This window comes from Lentisphaera marina (assembly GCF_028745505.1).
In the GTDB taxonomy this organism is placed as follows: Bacteria; Verrucomicrobiota; Lentisphaeria; order Lentisphaerales; family Lentisphaeraceae; genus Lentisphaera; species Lentisphaera marina.
Genome location: NZ_JAQZZL010000001.1, coordinates 1,463,442 through 1,479,671 on the forward strand (window position 1 = coordinate 1,463,442; position 16,230 = coordinate 1,479,671).

The 16,230-nt window shown below is 40.9% G+C and carries 12 protein-coding genes; 1 reads left to right on the forward strand and 11 read right to left on the reverse strand.

Annotation, left to right across the window (positions count from 1 at the left end):
- Window positions 1-41 precede the first annotated feature (41 nt).
- From PQO01_RS06065 to PQO01_RS06090, 6 genes are read right to left on the reverse strand one after another with little or no spacing between them, the layout of a single operon-like run.
- A complete protein-coding gene (locus PQO01_RS06065) occupies window positions 42-1,199 on the reverse strand; it encodes a CCA tRNA nucleotidyltransferase (protein ID WP_274313141.1) in 1,158 nt (385 codons plus the stop codon).
- A complete protein-coding gene (gene metW, locus PQO01_RS06070; RefSeq protein WP_274313142.1) occupies window positions 1,200-1,796 on the reverse strand; it encodes a methionine biosynthesis protein MetW in 597 nt (198 codons plus the stop codon).
- A complete protein-coding gene (metX, locus tag PQO01_RS06075) occupies window positions 1,789-2,922 on the reverse strand; it encodes a homoserine O-acetyltransferase MetX (RefSeq protein WP_274313143.1) in 1,134 nt (377 codons plus the stop codon). Before metX ends, metW begins: the two co-directional genes overlap by 8 nt.
- The gene (bioB, locus tag PQO01_RS06080; protein ID WP_274313144.1) at window positions 2,922-4,028 is read right to left on the reverse strand and encodes a biotin synthase BioB; all 1,107 of its coding nucleotides are present in this window, start codon (window positions 4,026-4,028) and stop codon (window positions 2,922-2,924) included. The genes metX and bioB overlap by 1 nt, the downstream gene beginning before the upstream one ends.
- A gap of 2 nt (window positions 4,029-4,030) precedes the next feature.
- Window positions 4,031-5,281, reverse strand: a complete 1,251-nt coding sequence (locus PQO01_RS06085) for an SH3 domain-containing protein (protein WP_274313145.1) — start codon at window positions 5,279-5,281, stop codon at window positions 4,031-4,033.
- Window positions 5,282-5,290: 9 nt separating this feature from the next.
- Window positions 5,291-5,989, reverse strand: coding sequence for a hypothetical protein (locus PQO01_RS06090; protein WP_274313146.1), 699 nt, complete (start codon window positions 5,987-5,989; stop codon window positions 5,291-5,293).
- Between the two features lie 213 nt (window positions 5,990-6,202).
- Here PQO01_RS06090 and uvrA point away from each other — a divergent pair, with 213 nt between their 5' ends.
- Window positions 6,203-9,019, forward strand: a complete 2,817-nt coding sequence (uvrA, locus tag PQO01_RS06095) for an excinuclease ABC subunit UvrA (protein ID WP_274313147.1) — start codon at window positions 6,203-6,205, stop codon at window positions 9,017-9,019.
- Between the two features lie 106 nt (window positions 9,020-9,125).
- Here the strand turns inward: uvrA and PQO01_RS06100 are convergent, their stop codons facing one another.
- The 5 genes from PQO01_RS06100 to queA form a co-directional block, all read right to left on the reverse strand.
- Window positions 9,126-9,590, reverse strand: a complete 465-nt coding sequence (locus PQO01_RS06100; protein ID WP_274313148.1) for a hypothetical protein — start codon at window positions 9,588-9,590, stop codon at window positions 9,126-9,128.
- Between the two features lie 84 nt (window positions 9,591-9,674).
- A complete protein-coding gene (locus PQO01_RS06105) occupies window positions 9,675-11,015 on the reverse strand; it encodes a DUF1501 domain-containing protein (RefSeq protein WP_274313149.1) in 1,341 nt (446 codons plus the stop codon).
- A 9-nt stretch (window positions 11,016-11,024) separates the two neighbouring features.
- Window positions 11,025-13,475, reverse strand: a complete 2,451-nt coding sequence (locus PQO01_RS06110) for a PSD1 and planctomycete cytochrome C domain-containing protein (protein ID WP_274313150.1) — start codon at window positions 13,473-13,475, stop codon at window positions 11,025-11,027.
- A gap of 403 nt (window positions 13,476-13,878) precedes the next feature.
- Window positions 13,879-14,844: a LamG-like jellyroll fold domain-containing protein gene (locus PQO01_RS06115; RefSeq protein WP_274313151.1), complete on the reverse strand. Its 966-nt coding sequence runs from the start codon at window positions 14,842-14,844 to the stop codon at window positions 13,879-13,881.
- A 345-nt stretch (window positions 14,845-15,189) separates the two neighbouring features.
- Complete coding sequence (gene queA, locus PQO01_RS06120) at window positions 15,190-16,227, reverse strand: tRNA preQ1(34) S-adenosylmethionine ribosyltransferase-isomerase QueA (protein ID WP_274313152.1); 1,038 nt, start codon at window positions 16,225-16,227, stop codon at window positions 15,190-15,192.
- Window positions 16,228-16,230: the final 3 nt, after the last annotated feature.

Genomic DNA, 16,230 nt, shown 5'->3' on the forward strand with positions numbered 1-16,230 from the left:
CTAGTGTGGATAAAAGTAGCTTTTGCTTTGCTAAACCACATTTAGTTAATTTGTTTTAGTATTTCTTCTTTGCTAAAGCCTTCGATTTGAAGGATTGCGGAGCGATCTAAAATATGGCGAAATTCAGGGCTAGGTTTTATATTCATTTTATGAAGGTCACCTCCATTAATTAGCGGCTTGTTTATAGCCTCATAAATTTGATCGAGTTTTTCTAGTGTTTGATCAAGGGTAGGGGTCGCTTGTGAATGTTGAATCACATTTTGAAGATAATTGATCAGGCGTGGGGCGTTATCACCACATGCTTTTAATATTTGATATGAATTCTCAAGAGAAAACTCTTCATGCATAAAATAGGGGGCATGTTGTACTAGTTGGCAGGAGAAACGAATGATTGATCGACTAAGTTTGTATTCGCGACAAACTTCTTCAACGCGATCTCTATTAGCAATTGGGCGAAAGAGGGACGCGAAATAACTTTCTACGTCAAACTGAGCTGCACGGCCAACTTCTTCCCACCAAAGTTCATTTGCATGGTGATCGCTAGTTCGTTTAAAGAGGTTTTCTAAAATATTCATCGAATAGAGAACTTTTAGAAATTCTTTTGCGTGTGCTTGAGCTTTTTTAAATTCATCACTAATACGTTCAACTGAAACATGTTCGATGATTTTTGGAGCAAGGTGTTTAGCTGCGATCAAGAGTTCAGTATCAATGGACATGTTAAGTCGGGAGGCAAAGCGGGCAGCTCGAATAATGCGTAAATAGTCTTCTGAGAAACGTTCTTCAGCTAGGCCGACTGTTTTGAGGATTTTATTTTCTAAATCTTGCTGTCCCTGAAAAGGGTCGATAATTTCATTTCGGAGTAGGGCAATTGCATTGATAGTGAAATCTCGGCGAGAGAGATCTTCTTCAATTGTTTTTGAAAAGCTGACATTCGCATTGCGACCATCGCAAGAAACATCAGTTCTGAAAGTGGTGTGTTCGTAGGCTTTACCATCAATTAAAACTGTGACAGTGCCATGCTCAATACCCGTGTCAAAAGTTTTGTGCCCAAGACTCTTACAAAGTTTCTTGAAGTCGTGAGGGTGAATTGCAGAAGCAATATCTACATCACAAACATCAATCCCTAAAAGCTGGTCACGAACGGCGCCACCGACAATATAGATATCCTGATCAAAAATTTTACAAAAATCAGGGAACATTCAGAGACTCTCCAAAGTGAAGACAGAGAATTCCGAGAATAAATTTTTATTGAAGGACCTTAGGAAGTGTTCACCGCCTGGGCAGACATTGGTAATACGAAAGTCTTCTTTTTCACACATGGAGTAAAAGTCGCGTATGGAACCTAAATGGATGTTGGGTGTGTTATACCACTCGTAGGGGAGGTGCTTGGTGTTGGGCATCATACCTCTTAGCATGATTTGAAGTCTTGATTTCCAATAAGCTAAATTATGCACTGAGACAATGACTTTTTTACCAACTCGTAATGCTTCACGAATAAGTTTATCGGGATTATGTACTTGTTGCATAGTTTGGCTAATGACGACAAAATCAAAACTCTTGTCTTGGAAAAAACTCATACCTTCTTCTAGATCCAGCTGTAGGACAGGCACGGCATTGGCAATACAGTCAATCACTTCTTGCTGACTTACATCAATTCCTTGGACTTCACATTTTTTTTCGAGTTTGAGGTGCTTAAGAAGTTTGCCTTTTCCGCAACCAAGATCAAGGACACGTGATTTTTTATCAATGAGTGACGTGATGATGGAGAAGTTGGCGTCTAGTAACTGTTTATGCATCAGCGAAACTCTCTTGTTGTTGAGCGAGGAAGTTACTGATGATGGGAGCTAAAATATCAACCTCAAGTAAAAAAGCGTCGTGGCCTGCATCACTTTTAATATTACAGTATGTTGCAGTGCGATGATTCTCGGCGAGTGCATTGACGATTTCGACTGATTGATAAGGGGGGAATAGCCAATCGCTTGAAAAAGAGACAATACAAAACTGACAGAGACTCTTAGCTAAAGCGTGAGCAAGAGTCTTTTTCTCTCCTTCTTCAGCCAGATTGAAGTAATCCATAGCACGGGTGATGTAGAGGTAGGCATTGGCGTCAAAGCGATTGACGAACTGTCGACCTTGATAGTTAAGGTAGCTTTCTACTTGGAAATTATGGCTAAATTCGTAATTGACGTCGTCCATTTCTTGAAGTTTACGTCCAAATTTATTTTGCATTGAGGCATCAGATAAGTAAGTCATGTGTGCAATCATCCGTGCAATAGACAAGCCTTTCTCGGGTTGACTGCCACTTGGGTAATTGCCTTCTTGGAAGTTTTCATCTTTTCTGATTGATTCACGCCCGACCCAGTTAAAGCCGATACTTAATGGCGAGCATTGTGCGGCCGTGGCAATGGGAATGCATGAGTGAACTTTGTCAGGGTAAGATACAGCCCATTGCAATGCTTGCATGCCCCCCAAGGAACCACCAGCAACGGCGAGCCATTTATCAATCTCAAGGTGTTTCATGAGTTCGTGCTGAACATTGACCATGTCGTGTATTGTGGTCATGGGAAAATCGAGATTATAAGCTTCGCCAGTTTCGGGGCAGATAGACTGTGGGCCTGTAGTGCCATAGCATGAGCTCAAGATGTTGCTGCAGACAATGAAATATTTATTCGTGTCAAAGCTTTTGCCAGGACCAATCATTTCATCCCACCAGCCGGGTTTGCGGTCATCCTCTGAATGACGTCCTGCGGCATGGGCGGAACCAGTTAGGGCATGGCAAATGAGAACAGCATTATTTTTTTCGGCATTGAGTTGGCCGTAACTTTCAAAGCACACGTCAACTTTACTGAGGCTTTTGCCGCAGCGAAGTTGAAAGGCTTGCTCTTTTGAAGCAAAGCTAAAAAACTGTTCTTTAACAAGCATTAACCGCAAGTGCTTGGGGCACAACCTTCAGCTTTAGTAGTTTTTGGGTTGAGAATAGAAGGGTTGTCATCAATAGAGAATTTTTGTGATGAAGCTTCATCATCTTCAATATTAAAAGCTTCTTCATTTTCAATCTCAAAGCCAGCATCTTTAATGAGGCGGAAAACTTTGTTTTTACGGTCGCCACGAGTCACTAAGTAACCTTCGACAAAAACTGAGTTAGCAGCATAGAGTGCGAGACTTTGAAGTCCGCGTAAATGACCTTCACGACCACCGCCCATACGTATTTCGGCTTTTGGGTTGAGGAATCTGAAGAGACATAAGATGCGAACGCAACGGATAGGATCTAATTGATCAAAGTCAAAAATACGATTGCCTTCAACAGGGACTAGGAAATTGACTGGGATAGAGGGGACGCCGAGACGACGAACTTCTAGAGCTACATCAACGACATCATTATCACTTTCGCCCATGCCAGCAATCATACCAGAGCAGTTTTCCAAGCCAGCTTTACGTGAATTACGCAAAGTTTCTAGGCGGTCTTCGTATGTGTGAGTTGTGACAATCTCTGGAGTGTGAGACTCTGAGGTGTTGAGATTGTGATTGAGGCGATCAAGTCCAGCTTCTTTAAGCTTTTTAGCTTGCTCATATTCAACAAATCCAGCCGATAGGCAAGTCTTGATGCCAACTTCGTCTTGGATGCGTTTAATGATGTTGGCAAATTGGTCGGTACGTTTTTCGTTTAAGCCAGTTCCAGATGATACCATGCAGTAACGGTAAACGCCACGTTCTTTAGCTTGACGTGCTTCTTCAACAATTTCATCTTCTGGTTTAAGAGCGTACTTATTGACTGGTAGGTCAGAATCTTTTGATTGACCACAATAACCACAGTCTTCAGGACAAAGGCCATTTTGTACATTGTTGATTTGATGGATTTTCACTTTTTTACCAAAAGTTTTTGTGCGGACATCACCTGCTGCCGAAGCGAGCTTGAGAAGGTCAAGTTCCGGAGATGCGAGGATTTCTAAGCATTCTTCACGAGTGAAGTCCTCATTAGCGAGAGCTTTACTAGTCCATAATTGATATTTGCTTGACTCTGAAGTCATTGTTACTTCCTAATGATTTTATATTTATCCATATGGAAAACTGGGCGCGACCAACCTTCCTTACGTTTTTTTATTCCAGTCATGGCGATCTCCTGCTCATATAAAGTATGCAGGTTTTCTACCTTGCCGATTACATAGCACAGAGGATAATACTCTTTGTCAATTTTTACAGCCAAAGCGAAATCAACTATTTGTCTATCTTCACTTCTGACGGGCATGATAATACCTTTGACCGCCGTTTGTCCTTGTCTAATAGTGAGTGTTACTTCGTCTATGCTACCTAACTCTGCCGTGATCTCTTCCACGGCTTGGCTTTCGAATTCATCGCGGCTTATATCGTTTTTAGCATTATTAATGACTTCTATTATTTCTTTACCTCTAAGTATGTCTTCATTTTTATCGTAAATTTCTTTTTCAGCTTGATTGATTTCACTGATTTTACTTTCATTATTTTTTTGTAGTTCAGTCAATTTTTTTTCTAGGGCATCCCGCTCTTTTTCAGCAGCGGCAATTTCGTCTCGAAATTCTTGTTTAACTTTTTTGAGCTCGGCTCGACGCTCCTCGAAATCATAACTTTTTTTAATGGCTGTATTAACTTCTTGGCTCACCTCGTTGTCTGCTGTAGGGTTTGTTGATCTTATAGGTATGGGCCTAATGTCTTTTGCAGATTTATCTTCAACTTGAGCAATGGATTCTTGCTTCTTTTCAAGTTTGACAAACTGTTTACTAACCCAAGCATGCATCCAGTTTTGTGCTTTGATTTTAAGCCAAGTGTTATCTTTGCGATAGAGGATCTCGACTCGGGTATTGATAGGAGCTGTACCAAGAGGCGAGAACTCAATGCCAGCGCCAGCATAGGCCTGTACATTACTTTTGGTGATTTTTCCTTCTTCGTCTACGTTGCTAGCGGCAATCCACGCAGCACTATGTTCAGGAGCGACAATTTGTAGCCATGATTCTGTTTCTTTGATGACTTCTACCTTGCTGTCGCGTTTGATTCGGTCAATGATTTCAAAACGAACGGAAGGGCGAGCGCGAACATTTAGGCGATTTGTACTTACGATTCCTTCAATTTTCTCTAATTTGATTTCGGGTATTTCTGAGTTGGCTGGTTTGGCTTCTTTTTCAGCCGAAACTTCTTTTTGAGTTTCAGTAGCAGTTTTGGGTGCTTCTATCCCCTCGATAGCGGGTTGTTCATAAGGAAAACTTGTGAAGTGGAATATGAGGAAAAGGCTTGTGAATAGATGTTTCATTTAAAAATCCTATTTGAGAATAATGAGTGCCAAGCATAATGAGGTTAGCTCTAAGTATTCTCTATGACTATTGATTTGATCTTCAAAATCAAGTTTTTGAAGCTTGGAACTTATATAGGGAGATGCGAAATAGATAGCGGCAAAGCAAAGAGCGACTGGGATTATCTCTTGAGTGAAAAAGCAGGGTATAACTGCGAGACCAATAGTTACATAAAGGCACATGTTTTGTAGGTTGGAATCTTTGTTCTGCAGTTCAGTTAAAAACCTAGTACTTAGAGTATAAGCGGGGAATAGTGGGATGAGGATGAGCCACCAAGTAAGGCCACTGTGAAGTAGGTAGGCAACAGCTACGAGGCGAAAAAGTATGACAACTTGAGTGATGGCAGTTGGCGCTTGAGCGAGTTTTAAGTTATGAGCCTTGTTAATCGCGTCGCCAAATTTTAGGATATGAAAATTATTAGACCAAGAGAGTAAAGCATTAATTAGAAAACTACCGACAATAATGGCGCCGGCATTGGATTGTTGTTGGAAAAACAGAATGAACTGAGCACAAAACCACAAAGCGAGCCCATTGAGAAAGCCAGCAAGCGGTAAGTAAACACAATCCCCGCAATTGAATTCACTGACTTGGTCACGTTTATGGCCAGAGAAAATTGCCCAAGAGCGCTGAAGTGATTCTAAGTGCGTTTTATTTTCGAAAGTTTTCAAGATTGGCTATCTCCATAATGTTTTCGCTAAAGTAGCATAAGGACTTTGTTTATCACCTAAAGAAATTCTCGCTTTCTTGAAAAAAGCTTAGAAAGTAAGCTCTCTCGTCCAGCGAATGAAGCTTTTTAATCTTTACCGTGGCTTTTTGCACTTGAGAATTGATATATTCAGCCAGTCTTCCATATTTAGGCTAATTAAATTAAAGGACTTCAAATGGAAGATATTTTTATTAAAGGAGCTCGTCATCACAATCTGAAAAATGTTGATGTGCGCATTCCGCGAAATAAACTAGTAGTTGTAACGGGGTTGAGTGGCTCAGGGAAATCTTCCCTGGCGTTTGATACTCTATATGCAGAAGGGCAAAGACGTTATGTCGAGAGTCTTTCATCCTATGCGCGTCAGTTTATGGATCAAATGGAAAAACCCGAAGTGGAGCAGATTACAGGTCTTTCACCTGCCATTGCCATTGAGCAGCGAGGGGGCGTTGGTAGTCCTCGTTCCATAGTAGCAACTAGTACGGAAATTTATGATTATTTGCGTCTCATGTACGCTCACGTCGGAAAGCGTCATTGTCCCCAATGTGGTGAACGAGTGCAGAGCCAGAGTGCCGAAGCGATTGTGCGCAAAGCGCAAAGTTTTCCAGATGGAAAAAAAATGATGATCTTGGCGCCTTTAATAGAAGGGCGCAAAGGCAAGCATAAGGAAGTTTTTGAAAAAGCCGTTCGAGATGGTTTTGCACGAGTTCGCGTTGACGGAGAAATGTGCCGTCTCGAAGATGTTCCTGATTTAGATAAGAATTTTAAACACAGCATTGATTTAGTAGTCGATCGTATTAAAACAGGTTCTAAAAGTAGTCGATTGACAGACTCTGTTGAAACAGCACTTACCTATGGTGGTGGATCAATAATTTTTCAGGTCGAAAATGAAGGTAGCGATTGGGATGAGCATAAATTATCGGAGCACCTCGCCTGTGATGCTTGTAGTATTAGTTTTTCAGAGCTTCAACCTAGAGATTTCTCTTTTAATAGTCCCTATGGTGCTTGTGGTGAATGTCATGGTTTAGGATCTGTTCAAACACTTGATATAGACATGATTGTCCCCGACAAGCATAAGGCAGTAAAAGATGCTTTCCCCTTTTGGAAAAAAGGGCCTCGTCGCTTGGTCTTTTACTATAAAAACCTTTTAGAATCAGTCGGGAAAGCTTATGATTTTGAATTGACCACACGCTTCGAAGACTTGTCGGAGAAGCAACGAGATGTCTTGTTGTACGGCACCGGGAAAGCCATTCGCATGGTTTACAAAAATGCCGGGCGTTGGTATGACGTCAATAAACCCTTTGAAGGAGTCGCAAGAAATATTACTCGTCGTATGAATGAGACTGGGTCAGAGCGACAACGTGAAAAAATTCTTAGTCTTATGGTGCGTCGCGAATGTAATTCTTGTCATGGCGATCGCCTGAAACCGGAATCCTTAGCCGTTACCGTAAAGGATATGCCAATTAATCATTTTTTACGCATGTCTATTGCAGAGGCTGCCGATTTTATTAAGAATTTGGATTTTAATGAAACTGAAAAAGTTATTGCTGGGGAAGTGAGTCGTGAAATAGATTCGCGCTTGGGCTTTCTCAATTCAGTTGGACTCAATTATCTTAACTTAAATCGCGAATCTTCATCCTTGTCGGGTGGTGAAGCACAGCGAATTCGTTTGGCGACGCAATTAGGAGCTGGATTGGTAGGGGTACTGTACATCTTGGATGAACCGAGTATTGGCCTTCACCAAAGGGATAATGATCGTCTGTTAGCGACTTTGGAACATTTACGTGCCCTTGGAAATACCGTGGTAGTCGTGGAGCATGATACAGATACAATTTTGCGTGCAGACTACTTAATTGACATGGGCCCCATGGCGGGGCGTCTAGGCGGTGAGATTGTTTTTGCGGGACCTCCAAAAGATATCATGAAAGCAGATACATTGACGGCTCAATACATGAGTGGTCGCAAAGAGATTGCGGTTCCCGCAAAAAGAGAAAAAGGCAATGGCAAAAGTATCAAAATTAAAGCAGCTGAGTCTAACAACTTACAAAAAGTGAATGTCAGTGTTCCCTTAGGACGTTTTGTCTGTGTTACAGGTGTCTCGGGTTCAGGGAAATCGACTCTAGTGCATGAGATCTTAAAGAAGAGTATAAATAAACATTTGGGTATTGGTAGAGAACGCCCAGGAAAAGTACGCTCTGTTGAGGGCCTTGAAGAGATAGATAAACAAATTGTGATTACTCAGTCTCCCATAGGCAAAACTCCACGTTCGAATCCGGCGACATATACGGGTGCCTTTGATCACATTCGAACTCTTTATGCTTCCACACCAGATGCAAAAGCACGCGCCTATAAGCCTGGACGTTTCAGTTTTAATGTTAAGGGTGGGCGTTGCGAAGAATGCAAAGGTGATGGTTATCGCAAAATTGAAATGAATTTCCTCCCAGATGTTTTTGTTGAATGTGAAGTTTGTCGTGGACGACGTTATAATACCGAGACCTTGAGTGTGCTTTATAAAGGACGTAGTATTGCTGATGTTCTAGAAATGACCATAGACGAAGCTTATGAGTTTTTTGACAAAGTACCCAAACTCAAAAAGATTTTAGGGACATTGGAAGAAGTCGGCTTGGGGTATCTGCACATGGGGCAGGCTGCGACTACTTTGTCCGGTGGAGAAGCTCAGCGAGTGAAATTAGCTTCGGAGTTATGTCGTATTCCTCGTGGTCACACTATGTATATTCTCGATGAACCGACAACGGGTTTACATATCGCTGATATTGACCGTCTTTTACAGGTACTTCACCGTTTGCGTGATGCAGGCAATAGTTTAATTGTCATTGAGCACAACCTTGACGTAATAAAAACGGCAGACTGGATCATAGATATGGGTCCAGAGGGTGGTGCTGGCGGAGGTCAAGTGATGGTCAGTGGGACTCCAGAAAAAGTTGCAAAATGCGCAGGATCTCATACGGGGCATTACTTAAAAGAGATCCTCTAGGAAAATGTATCAGCTTCTTTTTTTTCTAGAATTTATCTAGGGATTATGTAAATAAAAAGCCTTCAATGATTACTCATTGAAGGCTTTTTTGTGATAATTATAAATCTTAGGGGCGTTGAGGTTCAATACCTTCAGGCTTTACATCATTATTTGCTTTAGGCCCTTTTTTCCCATCTTTCCCTTTTTCACCATTCTCTCCTCGTTTCTTTTTCATTTCTTCAAAGAAAGCCTTTTTCTCTTCGTCACTCATGCCTTCGAGTTTTTTCTTTATTTCTTCTTTGCCTTTCCCATCCATGCCGCCTTTTCCGCCACGCTTCTCTCGCATTTCTTTGATGAACGCTTGCTTCTCTTCGGCGCTCATATTTTTCATCTTCTCTTGTATTTCTGCGCGACGTTTTTGCATTTTTTCTTTGAAGGCAGCTTTTTCTTCATCACTCATGCCCTGCATGCGTTTTTCCATGGCAGCTTTGCGATCACCGCCTTTTTTTCCTTTGCCTTTTTTCTTTTCTTCTTCAGCAAAAATATTGAAACTAAGGAGAAGTGATATGGTAAGGATAATTATTTTATTCATGATGGCGTTCCTTTTAATTAAATTGTTTAAAGCTATATCGCAGTAAAAAACTCTAATCTTTCAGCAAAATTGAAAAAATCCTATTTACATTAATATGTCTGTTGCAACATCGCCATATACATCGGTAGGACGAAAGTCCCGTCCAGCGTATTTATAAGTTAATTTTTCATGATTTAAGCCCATTAAATGAAGTATCGTGGCATGCCAATCATGAATTGATAAACGACCGCTTACGGCCTCGTAGCCAAATTCATCGGTAGCACCATAGCGAAAACCACCCTTGACTCCGCCACCAGCCATCCAAGTTGTAAAACCTTTAGGGTTATGATCGCGACCATCCATATTTGGTGATTCAGGAGTGCGACCAAATTCCGTGCACCAAACAATGAGGGTGTCTTTTAATAGTCCCCTTTGTTTCAGATCTGTGAGTAGGCCTGCAATAGGTTTATCAATTTCGCTACATCTTGCAGTTAGATCATTTTTAAGGTTTGAGTGATGATCCCAACCGCCATGGCCAAGTTCAATATAGCGGGCTCCCGCTTCAGCAAAGCGACGAGCTAAAAGGCATTGACGCCCGACCTTTGAACTATTCTCATTATCGATTCCATAGAGTGATAACATCTTCTTTGATTCTTTACTGATGTCAAGTATTGCTGGCATCGAACTTTGCATACGAAAAGCCATTTCGTAGGAATCTTGGATAGCGCTGACTCCAGGGTTATACCTGTCTTTCTGAAGTTTTTTCTTGTTTAGATTGGAGATAAAGTTGAGCTGTTTACTCTGAAGCTTTGTTGAGAAAGACTCATTTTTAATGTTTGGAAATGAGCTTGGGTCGCCTGAAGCTCGGTTGCCACGAATCGGACTGCCGACTGCAGTCCCCTGATACTTTGAGGGTAAGAAGGCGCTGCTGAAATGAGCCCCATCACCAGCCCCAGGGTTTAAGGAAATGAAGCCCGGTATGGATTTATTTTCACTTCCGAGACCATACATTACCCAAGCTCCTAATGAAGGACGTGCAAACTGTACATTGCCAGTATGTATTTTTGTTTGTGCTTGAGGATGATTTGGTTGATCTGTTGAGTGACCGTGGAGTAAGCAGAGTTCATCGGCATGTTTTCCTAGCTCAGGAAAAAGAGTGGAGATGGGCAGGCCGCTTTTGCCGAAGCGCTTAAACTCCTTTATGGGTGGCATGAGCTTGCGCCCATATTTTCCGCGCTCACCAGCTTTTTTAATTAAATTTACTTTGTAATCAAATGTATCTACATGAGAAGTGGCTCCTCCCATATTAATAACTATGATGCGTTTAGCTCGAGCGTTGAAGTGCGGTTTTTGTGAGCTTTGCCCATTGGCGAAAATATTTAAATTGAGGCCAGTGAGTGCGGCTGTGGAACCTAGGTTTATAAATTGTCTGCGATTAAAATTCATGGGTCTCTCCTAATTGAGGTAGCGGAATTCTGAGCTGGCAAAAAGTGCTTGAACGACAGCGGCGAGTGATTTAGCTTTTCTTTCATTTGTGGTCTTTTGACGCATCTCTGAGCTTTGATAAAAATTTTGATAGAGTTGTCGGGCTCCAATGAGTTCACCAGAGTCAGCTTGTCGTGCGAGACAAATGATAAAAGCGGTTTGGATCTGTTTGTCCAGATCGGAATTATGTTTGATGAGCCTTTGTGCCGTGAGTTCGCTACTTGTAATAACAAAGTCATTATTGAGCATATATAGAGCTTGAGCTGCATTATTGTTGATTTCTCTTTTACTTGCGGTGGTCATTGATTCGGGAAAATCGAAAGTTTTGAGAAAATCAGGTAGGAAATCTCGAACCACAGGTAGATAGATGGAGCGATAAGGGGCACTAATATCTATGGTGAGTTGACCTGCTCGACCAATGGTGGTCTGGCCTTTCTCAGCAACTTGAGAACCAATGGGTTGAGAAATAATAATTTCACCTGAGATTTGTAGAATGGCATCGCGGATGGATTCCGCTTCTATTCGTCGTTTATCGATTCTCCAAAACTGCTCATTATCAGGGTCAATTTTGAAGTTATTGGCATTGTATTCAGAACTACTGCGGTAGGCTCTACTAAGTACGATGTTTTTAATAATACCTTTAAGTGACCAATTATTTGTCATGAATTTAAGAGCTAAAAAGTCGAGGAGTTCTTGATTGGTAGGAGCGGTCCCGGTGAGGCCAAAGTTGTCCGTGCTACGAACGATGGCTTGACCCATGAGTTTCATCCAAATGCGATTTACCATAACACGTGCGGTTAGAGGGTTGTCTTTTGAGGTGATCCATTGAGCTAGTTCTAAACGGCCATTTGAACTTTGATTAATCGTCATGTCATATGGAGCAACAAGCTTAATAAATCCACGTGCAACTTCCTGGCCAGGACGATGAACTTCGCCACGTTCAAGGATTTTTGCATTTTGCAGTTCCCCAGGTTGAGTACCCATGCAGTAGGCGATAGGACGTCCGTTACTGTCCACGGAATTAATCTTTTCTTGTATGGCAAAATATTGATTTTGTGAACGAGCAATGTCGCGTTGGATTTGGTTGTTGTCAACGTTTTGCATATTGCGAGAATTTCTGCGAGCCATGCGAGCTACTTGCATATCCTCCTGGGCTTTTGTGAGTTGTTCTTTGATTTGACTTATATCACTGGGGCTCATGGGGGCTGTGATATTCCTTTCCATATACACGGGAAGTTTTATGTGCGTACTGGGGTGTTTATTTTGAGCATTAGGTGTTGTGCCATAGAAGGTTTTTGTACTTTGAAAAATGCCTGCAAGAGCATAATAATCACTTTGAGGTATGGCGTCGAATTTGTGGTCATGGCAGCGTGCACAGGCAACGGAAATCCCCATGATCCCACGTGTCACCAAATCAATTTGTTCATCTACCATTTCAGCATTGAATTTGCGTTGGTCATCTTCGGGTAAAGCTTTAGAGCCCATGGCCAAAAAAGAAGTGGCGATTAAATTCTCGGCCCATTTTTGATCGCTCGTGGTTTTGATTAAATCCCCTGCAATTTGCTCACGAATAAATTGATCATAGGGCTTGTCTTGATTAAAAGATTCAATCACATAATCCCGATAACGCCAAGCATGGGGGTAGGTCATATTTCTACCTTGTCCAGTGGATTCCGCATAGCGTGCAATGTCGAGCCAGTGGCGTCCCCATTTTTCCCCAAAATGAGGGCTTTTTAAGAGTTCATCAACTGTATTATAAATAGTGGACTCAGCGTTCTTTTCATAGTTAGTGTTGAATTTGTTGATTTCACCAGGTGAAGGGGGGAGGCCTATTAAATCAAAATAAAGTCTTCTAACAAGTGTCTGGGAGCTCGCTTCAGGTGTGATTTGTAGATTGTTTTCTTGGAGATGGAAGTAAACATATCTATCAATTTCAAGTTGATTCCATTGTGAATTATTATTGCTAGGAGAAGGTGAATATTTTGGTTTCTGCATAGACCAAAATTCTCGTCCTTCTCGAATATCATTTCTCGTCACGGTGCTTTTTACAACAATTTTTTCTTGCTCACGGGGGTCCGGTGCTCCCATGAGAATCCATTTTTTGAAGTCCGCAATCACACTATCCGGCATCGGCTCTTTGGGAGGCATTTCGGATACTTCATAGGTGATCGCTAGCCAAAGTTCACTATCATCTAATTTGCCTGGTACAATGGCTGGACCAGAATCTCCTCCGACTAAAAGGCCATGTTTAGAATCGAGAACTAAGCCACCTTTAACTTTATTCTCTTTATCGGAGTGACAGCGATAGCAGTATTTTTCTAAAGCTGGGCGGATTTTCTTTTCAAAAAACACTATGCCTTCATTTGCTCGTAGCAAAGGAGAAGAAATTAGCATCGCAGTGATAAGGGATATGTATTTCATTGTAACCTTGAGTTTATATGTCTTTATATTCTCAATCGTGTCAATGAAAGGAAATCTTTCATGAAAAACAATATATTTTATGAGATATAACTTTACTAGGTTTTTATAAACTGGCTGGAAAATTTTTTTCAAACTCAAAATACTATTGAGATTAGTTTGAGAATGACTGTTTGGTTTAAAGAAATCGTTAGTTTGGAGTAGTCTATCAAGACTGAGCCGGGCATGTTTTGTGTATTCTTAATTATAAAATGTAGTTTAAATATTTTGACGTATTTGATTAATGAAAATGTGCCAAGCTTTATAAGAGAGTAGGGTATACTCGATAATAGGCTTGGCATAATTTTTTAACAGCTCTTGAATATGAACTGTTCTGATGAGTTACTTGTATTGTAGCTAGAGATTTTTACTTAATGCTAGCAGTGGCTGTTTCTACGGGGGCTGAAAAGTGTATGGAGCAATCTTGAGCTATTTTTCCGCCGCTAGCTGTAACAGTGAGCTCAAATTTTTTCAAGTTAGTTAAGTCGATACCTGGGTTGAGGACTAGTTTGCCAGACTTTATTGAACATAGGCTTGCATCTGGGCCACTAAGTTTAAATTCGGTGTCGAAACCAAAGTTGAGAGAACTGAGTTTGATCTCGGCAATTTGAATTTCTTTCTCAATTAAACGAGCAGGTAGGCTAAGGCTTTTAGACTTAAAGCTAATAAGTGGGCTGTCCCAATATTCAATATTATCAATAAGCCCTTTGAAGTTGGCTGTGCCTACGGTACTTGATCCGATACTAAGTTTGGATTTTGCTGCTTTGTATTCAGTATATGTATCCACTTTTAGTTCACCATTTTGCCAGATTTGTAAACGACCTTGATCAAGGTTTTCTGGGTTCACATCATCGGCATTATATGAAATGAGAAACTGTTCCCATTGATTTTCTACTACCGGGGCAATCTGGTTTTTTGTCCAAGTCATCCCACCGCCTTTTGTCCAAAGCTCCCAGTTTCCACGAGGGCTCATGTAGAGTGCAAATCCATCCCTTTCTCTAGCGTAGAAAATAGCACGATATTTTCCGTCCTTTTTAATAACCGGCTTTGCGTGAGCTAACAAGCTAAAGGATGGAGTATTAAAATCTTCATGAGCAGTAATGAGCATCATGCTATCTTCGACACCACTAAATTCAGCAGCAAACTTAGTTCTTGCATCAAAACCCTTTTTGCCAAATTTAGCAGCAGGGCCAATCATTTTAATATGATGGCCTCTAGAGTTAGAGTCATCTAGCTTTTTTTTACTACTGTCAAATTTCCAGCTGGAAATTTGACCAGCAAAAATTTGAGTACTTAAGCCAATTAGGCATAAAATAAATTTATTTGATTTCATAATATTTAATTCTTATGTTTTGACGTTATATAAAATGTTATTCATTTCTTAATACGGTTGGTAAACAACAAATCTTTCCTGTGGCAACAAGAAATATTAAATTTTTCTTAAAAAAATTATAAAACCTTCATCTTTACACCTCTCTTTTCTCCATTTCCCACCCAAAAAATTCTTTTACAGATAAGTATAGTTTTATGTGTGGTGGAGTCAAAAATTCTTTTGTAAGAAAAGTGTAAAGTTTGTATTAAGGGATGAAGTCGTTGTGAAATGCTCAAAAAAAAATCCCCTCATTTAAAATGAGAGGAGATGAAAAAACAAGCTGACTTAATGTGTAGTAGGCAAAGCTTATACAATGAGCATGCAGTCGCCATAACTAAAAAAGCGCATTTGTTCTTTAACTGCTTGTTCATAGGCTTCTAGTACTTGTTCCCTTGGGAAGAAGGTCGAGACGAGCATTAGCAAAGTTGACTTAGGTAGGTGAAAATTGGTTAAAAGACAATCAGTTACTTGTGGTACTTTGGGAGGGTAAAGAAATATTTGTGTTTTGCCTTTTCCAGGATTAATGAAATTTACGGGGTCAGCACATGTTTCAAGTGTACGAACTGAAGTCGTTCCAATGGCAAAAATACGCCCACCATTTTTTTTAGTTTGACGAATTTTTTCTGCAGTAGAATTGTTGAGTTCATAAAACTCACTATGCATTTGGTGTTCGGATAAATCCTCACATGAAACGGGTTGAAAGGTTCCAATTCCCGTATGAAGAGTGACATCAGCAAAATCAGCACCGTTCTCGGCACATTGAGAAAAAATATCTTCTGTGAAATGTAAGCCCGCAGTGGGAGCTGCGACGGCACCTGGTTGATCTGCAAAAACAGTTTGATAGCGTTTGCGATCTTGGGCATCATCTTCCCGATTCATATAAGGGGGGAGGGGGATGTGGCCAAATTTATCAAGTATGTCAAGTACGTCGGGATTTGAGAATTGTATCAGATAAGTTCCGTCATCAAGTTTTTCTTTGACGGTAAAATATTCTTCATGTGAATTTTCAATGAGGATTTGAGTTCCTGCCCGTAGACGTCGACCAGGTTTGAGCATTGCTTGCCATAAACCTGTGTTGCGCTCTTCGCAAAGAAGAGCTTGGACTTTGCCTCCAGAATCCTTTTTGGTACCAAAAAGACGCGCAGGAATAACTTTGGTATTATTTCGAATGATTAAGTCACCTTGTCTTAAGAAACTAGGGAAGTTTTCAAAGGGCATGATTTCTCTACGAGATTTTTGCCTATCGATTACCATCATTCGCGATTGTTGGCGCTCTGCGGGAGGGCGCTGAGCAATGAGTTCTTCGGGTAAATGAAAGTTGTAGTCACTAAGGTGAGTACTCATGAT